The sequence below is a fragment of the Enterovibrio gelatinilyticus genome (genome assembly GCF_028683095.1).
Classification (GTDB): Bacteria; Pseudomonadota; Gammaproteobacteria; order Enterobacterales; family Vibrionaceae; genus Enterovibrio; species Enterovibrio gelatinilyticus.
Map to the genome: position 1 here is coordinate 194,070 of NZ_JAJUBC010000001.1, position 15,217 is coordinate 209,286.

Annotated in this window: 12 protein-coding genes; 6 read left to right on the forward strand and 6 right to left on the reverse strand. The window is 45.3% G+C overall.

The genetic code is table 11. The annotated features are described in order from the left end of the window. Window positions 1-38: 38 nt before the first annotated feature. The 3 genes from LRP50_RS00845 (at window position 39) to LRP50_RS00855 (ending at window position 3,664) form a co-directional block, all read left to right on the forward strand. The gene (locus LRP50_RS00845) at window positions 39-731 is read left to right on the forward strand and encodes a SanA/YdcF family protein (protein ID WP_274162627.1); all 693 of its coding nucleotides are present in this window, start codon (window positions 39-41) and stop codon (window positions 729-731) included. Between the two features lie 286 nt (window positions 732-1,017). Beyond that, window positions 1,018-2,388: an SLC13 family permease gene (locus LRP50_RS00850; protein WP_274162628.1), complete on the forward strand. Its 1,371-nt coding sequence runs from the start codon at window positions 1,018-1,020 to the stop codon at window positions 2,386-2,388. Between the two features lie 187 nt (window positions 2,389-2,575). Next, window positions 2,576-3,664 carry a ketoacyl-ACP synthase III gene (locus LRP50_RS00855; RefSeq protein ID WP_274162629.1) on the forward strand — a complete coding sequence of 363 codons (1,089 nt, stop codon included), beginning with the start codon at window positions 2,576-2,578 and terminating at the stop codon, window positions 3,662-3,664. Between the two features lie 133 nt (window positions 3,665-3,797). Here LRP50_RS00855 and LRP50_RS00860 read toward each other — a convergent pair whose 3' ends face one another. From LRP50_RS00860 to LRP50_RS00875, 4 genes are all read right to left on the reverse strand, one after another. Beyond that, window positions 3,798-5,165 (reverse strand): GGDEF domain-containing protein, encoded by a 1,368-nt coding sequence (locus LRP50_RS00860; protein ID WP_274162630.1) that lies wholly within the window; start codon window positions 5,163-5,165, stop codon window positions 3,798-3,800. A gap of 107 nt (window positions 5,166-5,272) precedes the next feature. Beyond that, complete coding sequence (nagK, locus tag LRP50_RS00865) at window positions 5,273-6,178, reverse strand: N-acetylglucosamine kinase (RefSeq protein WP_274162631.1); 906 nt, start codon at window positions 6,176-6,178, stop codon at window positions 5,273-5,275. A gap of 151 nt (window positions 6,179-6,329) precedes the next feature. Next, a complete protein-coding gene (locus LRP50_RS00870) occupies window positions 6,330-7,046 on the reverse strand; it encodes a tRNA-uridine aminocarboxypropyltransferase (protein ID WP_274162632.1) in 717 nt (238 codons plus the stop codon). Between the two features lie 119 nt (window positions 7,047-7,165). Beyond that, complete coding sequence (locus LRP50_RS00875) at window positions 7,166-7,510, reverse strand: DUF3802 family protein (RefSeq protein ID WP_274162633.1); 345 nt, start codon at window positions 7,508-7,510, stop codon at window positions 7,166-7,168. 267 nt (window positions 7,511-7,777) lie between these two features. On the opposite strand from LRP50_RS00875, the gene LRP50_RS00880 reads away from it, so the two are divergent. From LRP50_RS00880 to LRP50_RS00890, 3 genes are all read left to right on the forward strand, one after another. After that, window positions 7,778-11,050, forward strand: a complete 3,273-nt coding sequence (locus tag LRP50_RS00880; RefSeq protein ID WP_274162634.1) for an ATP-binding protein — start codon at window positions 7,778-7,780, stop codon at window positions 11,048-11,050. Window positions 11,051-11,124: 74 nt separating this feature from the next. Further along, on the forward strand, window positions 11,125-11,814 hold the full coding sequence (locus LRP50_RS00885) for a DUF3334 family protein (protein ID WP_274162635.1): 690 nt from the start codon (window positions 11,125-11,127) through the stop codon (window positions 11,812-11,814). Window positions 11,815-11,902: 88 nt separating this feature from the next. After that, a complete protein-coding gene (locus tag LRP50_RS00890; RefSeq protein ID WP_274162636.1) occupies window positions 11,903-12,370 on the forward strand; it encodes a hypothetical protein in 468 nt (155 codons plus the stop codon). 142 nt (window positions 12,371-12,512) lie between these two features. On the opposite strand, the gene fruA is transcribed toward LRP50_RS00890, so the two are convergent. Both fruA and pfkB read right to left on the reverse strand, forming a co-directional pair. Then, the gene (gene fruA / locus LRP50_RS00895; protein ID WP_274162637.1) at window positions 12,513-14,252 is read right to left on the reverse strand and encodes a PTS fructose transporter subunit IIBC; all 1,740 of its coding nucleotides are present in this window, start codon (window positions 14,250-14,252) and stop codon (window positions 12,513-12,515) included. Beyond that, window positions 14,249-15,217 (reverse strand): 1-phosphofructokinase, encoded by a 969-nt coding sequence (pfkB, locus tag LRP50_RS00900; protein WP_274162743.1) that lies wholly within the window; start codon window positions 15,215-15,217, stop codon window positions 14,249-14,251. Before pfkB ends, fruA begins: the two co-directional genes overlap by 4 nt.

The window sequence follows — 15,217 nt, forward strand, 5'->3', positions numbered from 1 at the left end:
TCTGGTTCCTCACTGGTTTTAGTGCCTTTCAAATTGTGATGTCATTTCGTAAAGCGTCAATTTTTGTCTCAATCATTATTACTGCTTCGCTACTGAGTATTGTGGCGATGGATCTCTGGGTGTCTTTTCAGGCAAGGGATCGAATTTATGACTCTATTGAGGCGACCCCTTCACGCAACATAGGTCTCGTATTGGGCACCAGTAAATACATCGGCAAAACACTAAACCCTTATTACACGTACCGTATTGAAGCCGCGCAACAGCTATACATGAACGACAAAGTTGATGTGTTACTCCTCAGCGGCGATAACGCGCATCGCTCATATAACGAGCCGTGGACGATGAAGCGGGATATGCTCAGAGCAGGGATTCCCGATGATCGCATCTTTCTTGATTACGCAGGGTTTCGAACACTCGATTCCATCGTAAGAGCCAAGAAAGTATTCGACGCCGATGAGTTCACGCTCGTCACCCAAGCTTTTCACTGCGAGCGTGCACTGTTTATCGCCGATTTCTACGATATCGACGCTATTTGCCTTGCAGTTCCAAGCCCAAAAGGACTTGCAGGCCTTAAAATTCGTACTCGTGAAGTTCTTGCTCGTGTTAAGGCGATACTAGATATCTATGTCCTAAACGAACAACCCAAGTTTTTGGGCCCAAAAGAGACCATCAAAACAGATTCGCTCTCTATTCCTCAACAGGCCGATGAGAGTGTAAACACGCCTAACTGATCCCTTCGTGTTCAACGATAGCTATACAACAAACAACAGCACTAAACATCCGGCCCTATGCCGTGCTAAACGAAATTCATCCCTGCCATTTCCTCACATTGAGTTACATCCCCCAACCTTATGGGTAGAAAACCACCCATTAAGAAATCACGCCATCCCAGTTTTAAACATCCGCGCTACATCTTGTTCATAATGTGGCTTTACGCTCTCTACAACTCCATTAACTAACGCAATAATGCTTTCGATTTCAACAGAAAAACCCTACATATAATTAGAGGAAGTCGATATGACAGCATTAACCCTTGCTTTCAAACATTGGCTATTTAACAAAAATAGCCTAATTCTCTTAGCCGACGTGGCACTGTTTGCCATATTAATGAACGTTCTCCCGTACGAGAAAGATGTTGTTATAGGTTTAAGCTTACTCGTTTTTGTCGCCATACTTTGGCTGACGGAAGCTCTACACGTCAGTATTACCGCCCTACTTGTTCCCGTATTAGCTGTAGGCTTAGGCGTGTTTAATACACCCGCCGCGCTCGCCAATTTCTCAAACCCAATTATCTTTTTGTTTTTGGGCGGCTTCGCACTCGCCGCGGCACTTCATACTCAAAAGCTTGACCAAGCCATTGCAGATAGAGTGCTGCTTCTAGCTAAGGGTCGAATGAGCGTGGCGGTAATGATGTTATTCGGCGTCACCGCAGGCCTCTCCATGTGGATTTCAAACACGGCAACAACCGCCATGATGCTTCCTTTGGTACTTGGCGTACTGGGCAAGGTGAATGCTAAATCTGAACGTGGAACCTATGTGTTTGTACTACTTGGTATCGCTTATTGCGCAAGTATCGGTGGCATCGCAACGATTGTAGGTAGTCCGCCAAATGCGATTGCAGCCGCAGAAGTTAACTTGAGCTTCGTCGAGTGGATGAAGCTAGGTTTACCTATCACAGTGACACTATTGCCGATCACCATTGCTGTGCTGTATTTACTGACTAAACCAAACTTAAGCCACACCTTTGAGCTGGACCACAAGCCCGTTGAATGGACCAATGAACGTCGCATTACCATTGCAGTTTTTGCACTTACCGTGTTCTGTTGGATATTTAGTAAACCTATCAATCAAATGCTAGGAGGCTTAAGTAAGTTCGATTCATTGGTCGCTATTTCAGCCATCATCCTTCTCGGGGCTTCTCGTGTGGTTAAATGGAAGGAAATCGAAAAAACAGCAGACTGGGGCGTACTATTGTTATTTGGCGGCGGTCTATGTCTCAGCAATGTCTTAAAAGCAACAGGGACCAGTGTTTTCTTGGCTGAGGGTTTGAGCAGCTTCCTCTCTTCTGCAGGGATGTTCTTTACTCTGCTTGCTGTGGTTGCCTTTGTCGTATTTCTAACAGAGTTTGCAAGTAACACTGCCAGCGCAGCCCTGCTTGTTCCAGTGTTTGCCACTGTTGCTGAAGCACTCGGTGTTTCCCCCGTGATCCTTTCGGCATTGATAGCAGTCGCTGCATCGTGTGCATTTATGCTCCCTGTCGCGACACCACCAAATGCGATTGTGTTTGCATCAGGCCACATCAAGCAATCTGAAATGATGCGTGCTGGTATTTACCTCAATATTGTCGCTATCACCGTACTCGCCATCTTTGCGTGGATGTTCTGGTGATCACTGAAGGCGCTATCATTTGAATTCATATCATTGGTAGCATTCTGCCGTAACAATCATATCAAGTGGCCTTTTGGCCACTTTTTTGTTTAACCACTTATTTTACTGGTGCCAAAGCGTCGGTTATTTGTTTCAGCCATGCGCAAGCGTTAGACTGAGTGCAATTCCATTAGAACAAGAGACTATCATGCCATTTGCAGAAATTACGGGCTGGGGGAAATGTTTACCTCAGGCTGAGCTTACAAATAATGACATCAGCACAATCATCGACACGTCCGACGAATGGATTTCATCACGTACAGGTATCAGCGCTAGGCGTATCAGCCACGTTAACACTTCCGATATGGCTACCGTTGCAGCAAAACACGCGTTAGCAAGCGCAGGCATCAATGGCGAAGACGTTGATTTAATCATAGTGGCCACCTGCTCTCCAGATACGCTGATCCCGAACATTGCATCGAAAGTCCAGCTAGATATTGGCGCGAAACGCGCTGCAGCCTTCGATTTAAACGCAGCCTGCACAGGGTTTCTTTACGCATTAGAAACCGCAACGCGAATGATCCAAGCTGGCGCATATAAACACGCAGTGGTTATCGGTGCAGAGCGACTGACGTGGTATCTCGATTGGAGTAAGCGAGATACCGCCGTATTGTTTGGAGATGGTGCTGGCGCCGTTGTTCTCAGTCAAACCGATAAAGAAGTGGGTTTGCTTGATGCACAATTAGGCTGTGATGCTGAAGGGCGTGACGTCTTGGCCATTCCAGCCTTTGGTACTGCCATGCAGCGTTTTGAAGAGGACAGCGGATACTTCAGCTTCAATTTCGTGGGTCGTGAAATTTTTCGACGTGCAGTGAAAGGCATGGGAGCAGCCGCCGGTGCTGTCCTGGGTCGCGCTAACGCAACCGCCAATGACATTGATCTTGTTATCCCTCACCAAGCAAACAAACGCATTATTGAAGCGCTTTGCGATCACGCTAAGATTCCGTTAGACAAAGCATTTATCAATATACATAAGTACGGAAATACCTCTGCCGCCACCATTCCTATTGCGCTATGTGAAGCAGTAGAAGAAGGTCGCGTAACACCAAACAGCACTCTATTAATGGCAGCTTTCGGCGCTGGCTTAACATGGGGTGCAGGCATGATTCGTTGGGGCGATCGTATCACTCCAATTGCAAACTCAGACGCAGCATTACCCCCGCCGGAAACATCGGCACTAGGCCTACTGGAAAACGCTGTCAAACATTGCAAAGAAAATGCCGAGAAGAACCAATAGTGCTGGCATAGGCTAGCTGGACAAAACGGCTCTCTCGATAAAGAAAAAGCAGCGATTATCGCTGCTTTTTTTGTGCTCTTTCTGTGCTTTTTTACTTAACGTTTAGTGCGCTGGCGTAACAGTACAAATTACGTCAGGCATCGGCTGGTATAAGCGATTCAGCAAATACCTCTACCCTATTTCTACCACCGTTTTTCGCTCGGTATAATGCGTCATCGGCGTCAGCAATCATTGCTGCGATACTCGCTTGACGCATAGAAGAAACACCAATACTGCATGACAGTAATTCACCATGAGGCCAAGTTGCCGCTTCAAACGCCCAACGGATTTTTTCTGCAAGGAATGATGCTTGTGCTAAATTTCGTTTCGGACAGAAAATCACAAACTCTTCGCCACCCCAACGCACGATAACATCGCCACCTGAAGCAGATTCTCGCATGATGTCTGCAGCCAACACGAGCAAACGATCCCCCATATCATGTCCGTAGGTATCGTTAACGCGTTTAAAATGATCGATGTCTATGCACAATACGGTGCAACTTCTGTCAGCACGTGACGTAATACGCTCTTCAAGCGCTTCATAAATATCCAGACGGTTTCGTAGCCCTGTCAGCGCATCCGTCGTTGCTAACACAGACAAAGTTTCACTTTTTTGCTTTAACGCCATATTGATAGACTTGAGACGCTCCGCTCGCGAGCGCTCCTGCTTATACGTGAGTCTGCTTTGTCTGTACTTGAGGGCCAAAATCACCACAACAACCAGTAACCATAGTGACGTAATCCCTCTAAATAGCTGCGATTCGGATAACCAAAGCCCTTCAAAACGTATACTTTTAATCACCAACACATGATCACCAATAGTTGGAGTACTGCTGGTTGCTATTTCGATTAGTGGTACGTTTGTCAGTTCTGGTCCTGCATGCTCTAGCGCCAAATTCCGATCTGCAATCCACCATGATAGAACCTGAAAGGCATTCAATGGCAACGTATATTCAGATAAGACATCACTAGGGTTATATTCCAATCCATTGAATTTCATGGACACTGGATCTTCTACACTCGAATATTGCGGGTTATAGTTGCGAAGGTAAACTCGTAGTCGCTCATTGGGCATTGGCGCCTTATATGCGGCTTCAATCACCAATGAATGATAATGCGTCAGATCGACACCTTGTGTTACATCATCACTGATGCTAATCGCGACCTCGCAAAACGGCCACTTATACGCTTCACCTAAAGTGCAACTTAATACGGCATTCCCTGATTCATCTGTAGTAACAATACCGCGAGTATCTCCACCCATCGGGGTGTCATCAATATAACGGTAGGTTAATTCCGTCGGTGACAACGTAAATGTTGATTTAGCGCCACCAGCGTAAAACCACAAAATTGAAGTAATAGAAAAAAATACGAGAGTGAACAGTACGATCAATGTTCTCGACGTGGATGCACTTGAAATCACAGAATCATTCATCCATTTATTATTAACACCAATCTTCACAGCGAGTTCGTCAATGCCTCAAAACAAGAAGGTTAATCAAAATGCCATCGTTCCATGCATACAGAAAAGGCATCAGTATGATGCCTTTCAATATCCGCCCGACAGCACTATATATTTAAGAAAGCAGCGCCACGAACGCCACCTGAATCACCGTATTTGGCTTTAATGATTTTTGGAGGATTGGCGATTGACAATAAGTATTTTGGCAAGCGTTTTGGCATTTCTTCATAGATATATTCGAAGTTTGACAAGCCGCCACCTAGAACAACAACATCGGGATCAATGCCTGTAAACAGACCACCGAAAACCATCGCCAACATCTCAATGTACTTGTCGACAAATTCCGCGTCGCGCTCAACGCCCGCTTTGAAGTCAGAAATAATATCAATGGCTTTTTTGTCTTCGCCGTAAAAATGCGAATAAAGCATTTCGAAACCACGGCCTGATAGATAATTGTCAATACAGCCTTTCTTTTCACAACCACAGTCAAAAATTGGCGCGTTGTCACCAAGATGCAACCAGGCATCGATAGGCATACGCATATGACCTAGTTCACCAGCCACATTATTTTTGCCAGACAGCACTTTGCCATTTACAACGATGCCGCCACCAAAGCCAGTGCCCAAAATCAAACCAAGAACAATCTTCTCGCCCTGAAGTGATTTATCCCATGCTTCTGATAACGCAAAACAGTTCGCATCATTATTGAGCGCAACCGAACGTCCGATTTTTGCTTCTAGGTCAGCGCGAAGTGTTCTGCCCTTTGCAGCAGGAACATTCACTGTCAAAACCGAACCATCCTCGGCTTTTTCAATACCAGGAATACCAAGACCCACAGTGCCTTCACACCCCAATTCTTGATCATACTTTTCAACCAAGTTCGCGAGCGTTTCAATCAATAGTGAGTAGTTGTCACCTGGCGTGGGCACGCGTTCCGACGCCACACGATTCAAATCGCGATCAAACGCGCCAAATTCAATTTTTGTCCCACCCACGTCAAAGCCGTAATACATCCTTTACTCCATTGTTCCTAAACTAAAATCTATAATCTGTCTGAATTATCCCTGTTTCAAACGCTTGGGAATGTGATTAAAGACAAAATAACCTTTCGTATGCGTGACTGACCACTGTGATTATGAGCGGTAAGTCGCAATAATCTATCGACTATGCTGGCCGAATCTCTCTAAATTTATCCAAGGCACCTGGAATGGGAAGGTCTAGTTGCCGCTTACCGGTTAAATAATGCTCACGAAACACATCAAACCAAGCGTCGAGACAAGCGGATGCTTCTTTTTCACCCGCTAATTCAAGCACTCTCGCGGCCACTTCAGCCGTCGCTAGCTGACATTCGCCAGCCGCTTCTCGCATCTGATAACGAGATTGCGCATCGGGTTTGATGCTAAGCACTGGAATAGTATCCAACCAAGGGCTTTTGCGGAAAATCTTTTTCGCCTCACTCCATGTTCCATCTATCATGATGAACAAGGGTCTTTTCCCTTCTTGAAGCACGGGCTGACTAACAACACGCTGCTCATCAGCATATTGCCCTGGGAATACAACAAAGGGTTGCCAGCGAGGATCCTTGATAAGAGCGAGCATCTCTTCATTAGGCTGTTTACGCGACCAAATGTAGGCAAAAGTATCCTTGACCGTATCCGCAATCAACCGGCCAGTGTTACTTGGCTTCAATACTTCATCATCATACATGACAAGTAAAAATCCCGCGTGTGTCGCCAAAGTGCGTCTTTCTGCGCAAATACAAAGCCTTTCAACAACCATACAATGAATACAACGAACCACGCTAGCACCTCGCGCACGAAAAGGTTTCGTGGACTGAGCTAAGCGTTGATCATAAAGCTGATGAATTGAATGGAGTTTCATTAAAGGCGCCTAAAGAGAATAAAGGCGCATTTTAATCAGAGAATGGTTGGGTGCAACAACAAGTTAGTGATTGTACGAAAACAGGTGTTAGGCATCAATCACCGATAAGGCGTCAAAACCTAAGCGCACTCAGCAACAGCAGCATCAAAGAGGTTCTTAACAAGGCCGATATACTCTTCGAGGACATTGATCTGCGCATAGGTAGGTTTTTGCTTCCAAACTGAACTCAAAATCTCTTCCAGATCAGCAACGACCTTATCTGCTTCACTCATCACCTTAAAGCGAAGAGTCTGAGGCATATCCTTGATTTGATCACAGATTGTCATGATTTGGCTGGCGACTAATTCATGAACAAGGTCTTCAATTGTTTCAGAGCCGACTTTGTCTCCAGCGGCAGAAAACGAACCTAAGTTCTCAACAAAATACTCGATCAAAGCCTCATACCCACTTGACTCAACGACCATCTAATTTCTCCGTTACATAACTTCTTTGGCCCAATTTTATTGTGCTAATTTGAAAATTGATACCAATAAATTGGTCACATGTCACTTATTTGAATCATAGCGCTCACAACCTAATCATGCGTACTACATTATAAGCTCATGTTGTCTGAATGGATTTTCAGAGACTCGTCTATTCATAATATTTGAATTGTACTCATAACGGTGAAAGCGCTTAAAAAACATACAGATCGCACTTGAGGACAAAGTGCACTTCATCAAGGATTCGAGATGTCAGAGAAGCAAATTCAACGCGCAAACCAATTTCCTTTTTCAAAAAGCATTGTCGGAAAAGTCGGTTTCATCATGGCAATGATGACGCTTTGCGCCATGCTACTTTCCGTTTCTACTTATGTTATGCATGACAGTGCAAGCATCGATACGACAAACACCAGTCAGTTAGAAATCCCAAGCGCCCTTTTGTCAGTATCAATGCTGCGGTATGCGGGTGAAATGAATCGGAGTATGTTGAGTTATGCTCTTGGGCAAGATGGCGCGCTAGACACTTACTACAAAAAAAAGAATAAGTTTGAAGTCTCTCTGCTTGAACTTCGCAAGATCCATAAAAGTGACACAACACATCTTGAGCAAATCGAATCAAATTTCGAAGCCTTCGTTAGCAAAATTGAAAATGACGTGATCATGCATTATGACCCACAGAGAGAGAAGTGGGCCATGAACGAAAAACGGCTCATCAAAGCGCAATTTGGCGTTGAGTTCTTTCGAATGATCAGCCTATTCCCAAGCCAGGCACAGCTTCATACCCCGCAAGTACACATTGAACGGGAGTACACAATCAAACTTCTCAAAGAAGAGGCGGACGACATGATGACGTCAGTCTTTTTCTATCTCAACGGAGAAGATAATCAAGTCAAAAAATTCAACGAGAACTCGGCATTCTTTGCTAGGCATATTGCGCAATTAAGAGAGACAACCATCGATTCAGAAGAATTGAAATCACTCAATGAGATCCAATTATTAAACGAAGCACTTGCCATTCGCACTACACGTATTTTCAACGAGTATGAGCCGTTGAAAAAAGAACAAGCCATACAATCTTTAAAAACGATCAACAACCTTGAATACAAAACGCTCGAGTCGTCACTGACTGAATTCTCTAGGGATGCAAGTTTTAGCGCAGCAAACTCGATGGCTAGCTTGCACAGCGTGCTTAAAAACAATCAGATTTCATTCTTTGCCCTGTTCGCCATCATGTCATTGGTGAGCATCGTTTTAACCGTCTATATCTACAAAATGGTCACTCAGCCAATTGCTCGACTCGCGGATACCATGCGAAATTTGGCGGATGGCAATACTGAAACCCCAATCCCATATAAAAATAGGCCCGATGAAGTCGGTCAGATTTCACATGCGTTAAGTTCGTTCCGCGATCACATCATTTCGCGTAATCAGGCAAGAGAACAATTGCTCTATCAAAAAGAGTTGGCTGAATCTGCATCAAAGACCAAAGCTCAATTCCTTGCAGCAATGAGTCATGAAATTCGTACGCCGATGAATGGCGTGATAGGTATGATTGATATTCTTCGTCGTTCGAAACTCGACTCCACGCAATTAGGCGTTGCCAACACAGTTCGTGATTCCGCGCTATCATTGCTTTCCATCATTAACGATATTCTCGATTTTTCTCGTATCGAAGCCGGAAAAATGCGAATTGATGATGTGCCATTCTCCCTTCGTAACATTGCAGAACAAGTGATGGACAACTTAGCCACTGAAGCCAGTGACAAGAATGTCTCTTTAACGCTTTATGTGGCACCTACTCTTCCCTCTTCCCTGTCTGGCGATCCAACACGAATCCGGCAAATTTTGTTTAACCTGATTGGTAATGGCATCAAGTTTTCTGGTGGGCAACCGCACCGAGGCGAAGTTCAAGTGTGGATTCGCAGCCAGCTCGACGAAAATAACAATTCATTTGTATCAATCGAGATCCGAGACAATGGTATAGGCATTGGTCCAGACAAACTCGAAGCGATATTCATGCCATTTACCCAAGCAGAATACTCCACCACTCGCCGATATGGCGGTTCAGGGTTAGGTCTAGCGATTAGCCAGAACATCGTCTCATTGATGGGTGGTCATATCAGAGCAGAGAGTGAAGAAGGCATTGGCTCAACATTTACCGTTAACTTTAACCTTCCGTTGGCGAAGAATATTAACACGCCGAGCAGTTGCAACATCGACCAACTGAAACAAGCGGCAGCTTCTTTAAACAATATCATCTGCGTCAACACATTAGAAAATGGTGCGCTTAAAGTCGGTATTGATAATTACTTACAGCAACTCAACATCTTGAACCATAGTCTTTCGGTTGAATTGCTCCATCAGCAGAAATTTGAAAGAAACGATGTTAAGTACGTCATTATTTGTCGTGATTATCTGCAAACTAAGCAGCTCATGCCTCCATTCATTTCAACCAATGCCGATATTCGCTATCTAGAATTAGACATGACACTCCCTGTGCACCGCTACGGTGGTATTGACGTGTTTGCCATCTATGCATCTCCAATGAAGTTATCTATCCTTATTAGTGGACTACGCATCTGTGTTGGCTTAGAAAGCCCTGACTACCCCGCACTTGATACCACTGCTCGGGAAGCATTTATCGAACGCTCAGATCAAGACAATGGCACCATTTTAGTCGCAGAAGACAACGTGACTAACCAAACTGTCATCAATAAGCAATTGACGTACCTTGGGTATAACGTCGTCATGACATCTGACGGCTTAGAAGCACTGCGCGCCTATCGAAAACAATCTTTCACCCTCGTCCTTACCGACTGCCACATGCCTAATATGGATGGCTACGAATTAACTCAAGCTATTCGTGTCGTTCAAAAAGAGCGTAATGAGTTCGTTCCTATCATTGCACTCACGGCCAATGCCCTTGTGGGCGAAGCCGAGCGTTGCATAAAAACTGGCATGAACGATTTCATTGCCAAACCAGTAGAAATAGACGTTATACAACGAGTACTCAGCAAATGGTGCTCTAAAAGCGAACCTTATTCGGACGTTGCTCTGCGTGCACCAGCAGATAAGCACGCAATGGAAGAACACTCGTTGGAATTGGCTGGCACCGCGCCAATGAGCAAATCAATAGTGGGAGTTGTTGAACTCGAACCCAGTGTACTCGACAAGCTCTTTTGGGGAGACAAAGAAACCTATTGTGATGTTCTCGGTGAATACATCAAACACTGTGTGCCAGAGCTAAAAGATCTCGCTGTCTCACATGCCCCTTATGACTTTGAACAAATCAAAGCCTCTGCACACAAATTAAAAACATCTTCTCGGAGTATCGGCGCGTTTGATTTGTCTGATCTCTGCGTGTCATTGGAACAAAGCGCTGATACAAAAAATAAGGATATTGAATCACTTCTCTTTGCCTTAGGAGAGCAACTTGAAGGCACCATTCACGCCGTAGAAACTAAAAGATATGACCTCCTGACAGAGCTTGATTATGGGAAAGTCGACACACCAAACACGTGAGAACTCAGCACGTTTCTAAATTTAGTGCCAAACTTGACGAGATAAATCTAATAAAACCAACGAGCGAGCCATTTATGAGAAAGACAAAAGTTGTCACGACAGAAGATATTCTACTAAAGCTTTGTCAGTCAGTGACTGCCGTGCTGAGCAAAGCGACAGACTCATCGGTTCATCATTCTGCCATGGTGCAGAAAATCACTAAAACCAGTTTGAAACCCGATTTTGGCTGTTTCGTGTTGTTTGACGGCGGATTCTCTGGCCTTGTTGTCATCAATTTCGACGCTAAATCTGCGCTTGAGCTTTACAAAAAGTATATGTCTCACATGGGTATGCCCGAAGAAGAGCTTGCGACACTTCACACATCAGACGAAGTAGCAGACGTGCTTGGTGAACTTATGAACCAAATCGTCGGCGACTTTACAGGCAAAGTGAAGCGCTCTCTACAAACAAACATTACGCAGAATCAACCCAAAATGATGGCCATTAATAAGAACATTAATGTCACGATTGATAGCAATATCGAACGACCTCAAGCACGTAGAGTGAGCTTTAGCACTGAAGACAACAATATCTTCTATCTTGAGCTGGCGATGGAACGCACCGAATTTATTCAACTTGAAGAGTTCGAAGAGGCAGAAGAAATTAACCCAGATGCCATTTTAGAAACAGAAGTGGCCAAGAAACTGAATGGAAAAGACGCTAAATCTGCCAAGAAACAACCTGTAGATGAAACAGATTCTTTGATGGATGACCTCGGCATCTAGATGCCTGCTCACCGATAAATCTAGATAGCCTAGTGGCGAATATCCGCCACTATCGAGCCACTTCATTAACATCAAGGAGCTCAGGTCTATGCTTGTGAACGAAAGTTGGTTTGAAGACATACAAGCCTGGTATCAAAAAGGCAGGAATGCCAGCAACCAAGAGCTTGTAACGCTTATTGCTAACACCCCTAGCTTCCTGTTTTCGCCTCCTATCGATGATCGCCAAAGTGACGCTATTGCTTATTTTGTCGATGGATGCGATAAGTTACAGCGTCACTACGAAAGTGAAGGACAAGTAGAAGAAGCGTATAATCACATGCAATTTTGTTATGCCAAACTCCAAGCTCTTGCTACACACGCCGATGCTGAAAAAGATGTAAAAAGATGGAGCCTTAAAAAGCTCGACACTCTCATCGTCTCGATGATGGAGTTTTGTCAGCAACAACACGATAATTCATGGCTAAAAGAAAGCGAATTACTTGTGGAGTTACACGTCGCATTTATGCAAGGTCAAAATGGGTTGAACCTCTATCAATCACGACGATCTTTGCGATAGGGAAGCTCACAACCTAATAGAACAGCGTTAGCCTTAGGAAGAAGAGCCGACATCACTGTCGGCTCTTTGTTATTTCATCTTTCGTATCGGATCTTTACTCATCACTTTCGTTCTAAGTGACGCCTTAAATACCGCTATACCGCTATACCGCTTGTGGCAAGGCTTGCACCCCTTCTCTCTGCTTCAGCGCTGCATACGTCACACCCGTCACTATCGTACCTGCGGCAATGGCACCCAAATAGAACAAAACTGGCGTAATTGCATTCGGAATAAACAACACGAAGATCCCACCGTGAGGAGCCATTAGTTTTGCTCCCACCAGCATAGATAACGCACCCGTTAATGCGCCACCCGCAATACATGAAGGGATCACTCTCATTGGATCGCGAGCTGCGAACGGAATTGCCCCCTCAGAAATAAAGCAAAGACCAAGAACAAAGGACGCCTTACCCGCTTCACGCTCCTGCATAGAGAACTTACTTCTCGCTAACAGCGTCGCTAGGCCCATACCCATTGCTGGAACCATACCCGCTGCCATTACCGCAGCCATTGGCGTGTATGTCTGTGACGCGAGCAAGCCCACACCAAAAGTATAAGCCGCTTTATTAACAGGGCCACCCAAGTCAAAGCACATCATGGCACCTAGAATCACGCCCAGTAACACGGCATTGGTAGAACCCATGCTGTTCAAGAACTCGGTCAAACTATTCATAACGCCAGCAACAGGACCACCAACAACAAATATCATCACTAGGCCGGTGATCAAACTCGCCAGCAATGGAATGATAAGAATCGGTTTTAATGCCGCCATGGAGTCAGGCAGCTCCAGTTTATCCGCAATAAATTTGGCGGTATAACCTGCCAAGAAGCCCGCAACAATACCGCCAAGGAAACCCGCACCTGTCGAACTGGCTAACATGCCACCAATCAAACCCGGCGCTAAACCAGGACGGTCTGCGATTGAGAAAGCAATAAAGCCTGCCAAAACGGGGATCATGAGTGCAAACGCACTCCCACCGCCAATTTCCATCAATGCGGCAGCTAACGTGCCTTGTTCTTTAAACGCTTCAATGCCAAAAACAAAAGAGAGTGCAATACACAGCCCACCAGCCACAACGAGCGGCAGCATATGCGAAACGCCTGTCATCAGATGCTTATAGGCGCCGGTGCGTTCGTTTTTGTTCGCGTTAGCCGATTTCGCTCCACTATGCATATACACTTGTGCTTGCTCGAACGCATTATCTAATTCTTGTTTGGTTTTCTTAAGCGCCGCCCCAGTGCTTGTTCGATATACTCGCTTTCCATCAAAGCGAGACATATCCACTTCAATATCAGCGGCAATAAACACCAAATCGGCCTGCGCTATTTCTTCCGCCGTCAGTTGGTTCTTTGCCCCCACCGAACCACGAGTTTCAATTTTCACCCGCATCCCTTGGGCTTTTGCTTCCTCTTCTACTGCTTCCGCAGCCATGAAGGTATGAGCGACACCAGTAGGACAAGCGGTAATGCCTACAATGTGTTTTTGAGCAGGTAGTGATGCGCAATCCACTGACTCTGTATTTTCTTCACTGTGCACGTACGATTTCGTATTTTTCGCTGCACGTTTGAGCAAGTCGCTCACATCGGCATAGCATTCTTCCAAAGAGGCCTGATAGACCTTTTTGCCATCAAAACGCGCCATACCAGATACTGGACCCACCGCAATGACCACCTCTGCTGATTCGAGATCTAGCTCAGAAATAGTTTCCACCGCTTTAACTGTGTTTTGACACTCAATAACAGCCTGCCATTTCAACGCTGACGCTGCTTTTTCTATCAGACCGGCTGCAATAATGGTGTTGGCTACGCCACTTGGACACGATGTAATAATTACGGCTTTCATCTCTCTACCCCTGCTTGATTGTTCGCGGATAACGATTCAACGCGAATTTCATTTTGTATAGCGGTCACTTGGTGAATATCAGACACACCAACATTAATTTGGGTAACAGCCAATGCAGATAATGCCGTTGCAAAGCTAAGTGACTCTTCTTTTGTCCATTGATTGAGTTCAGCCCAACACATGCCTGCAACTAACGTATCGCCCGCGCCCACGGTACTAACCACCTCCATTTTCGGAGGCTTACTCGCAAACCACTCACCATCAGAACACCACAGCACGCCATCAGCGCCTCTCGAAATAACAACGTTCTGAATACCTGTATCTGCCAATGCAGAACCTGCATCTAGTAACGATTGATAGTCACTCAACTCTCTTCCCGCCCATTGAGATAGCTCTTCATCATTTGGTTTTACCAGCCAAGGAGATGCTTTTAACCCCTCAACCAATGCAGCATTGCTGCTGTCGAAAAAGACTTTCTTCCCTTTCTCGCGCAATGCAGAAATCCAACCGTGTAAATGTTCAGGTGTGACTCCAACAGGAAGGCTGCCCGCAATCACAAACAAATCATTGCTTTCAGCTAGCTCCAACAAGGTGTTTTCAAATGTCTGCAATGAATCATCGTCAACCGTGACACCGGGAAAGTTCAGATCCGTCACACGGCCAGTATCTTCCACCAATTTCACGTTGATACGAGATGCTCCCTCAACACGAATAAACTTGTCATTCACCCCAAGTAGTTCAAACAGATGCGCGAATGGATCTTGGTTTTCAGCACCTAGAAAACCGGTTACTGTCACCTTTGCACCAAGCTCAGCGAGAACTTTGGCGACATTGACGCCCTTTCCCCCTGGATTTAGGTTGGATGAATCGATCAAGTTAACGAAACCCGCCTTCAGTGTTCCCATAGTGCCTGTCATGTCTAAAGCGGGGTTTAAGGTGACAGTCACGACACTGTTACTATTCAT

Bases quoted from the DNA above. Each gene is read 5' to 3' on its own strand.
- LRP50_RS00845 (WP_274162627.1), top strand. From the start codon at position 39: ATGTCATTTCGTAAAGCGTCAATTTTTGTCTCAATCATTATTACTGCT.
- LRP50_RS00850 (WP_274162628.1), top strand. From the start codon at position 1,018: ATGACAGCATTAACCCTTGCTTTCAAACATTGGCTATTTAACAAAAAT.
- LRP50_RS00855 (WP_274162629.1), top strand. From the start codon at position 2,576: ATGCCATTTGCAGAAATTACGGGCTGGGGGAAATGTTTACCTCAGGCT.
- nagK (WP_274162631.1), bottom strand. From the start codon at position 6,178: ATGTATTACGGCTTTGACGTGGGTGGGACAAAAATTGAATTTGGCGCG.
- LRP50_RS00870 (WP_274162632.1), bottom strand. From the start codon at position 7,046: ATGAAACTCCATTCAATTCATCAGCTTTATGATCAACGCTTAGCTCAG.
- LRP50_RS00875 (WP_274162633.1), bottom strand. From the start codon at position 7,510: ATGGTCGTTGAGTCAAGTGGGTATGAGGCTTTGATCGAGTATTTTGTT.
- LRP50_RS00880 (WP_274162634.1), top strand. From the start codon at position 7,778: ATGTCAGAGAAGCAAATTCAACGCGCAAACCAATTTCCTTTTTCAAAA.
- LRP50_RS00885 (WP_274162635.1), top strand. From the start codon at position 11,125: ATGAGAAAGACAAAAGTTGTCACGACAGAAGATATTCTACTAAAGCTT.
- LRP50_RS00890 (WP_274162636.1), top strand. From the start codon at position 11,903: ATGCTTGTGAACGAAAGTTGGTTTGAAGACATACAAGCCTGGTATCAA.
- fruA (WP_274162637.1), bottom strand. From the start codon at position 14,252: ATGAAAGCCGTAATTATTACATCGTGTCCAAGTGGCGTAGCCAACACC.
- pfkB (WP_274162743.1), bottom strand. From the start codon at position 15,217: ATGAATAGTAACAGTGTCGTGACTGTCACCTTAAACCCCGCTTTAGAC.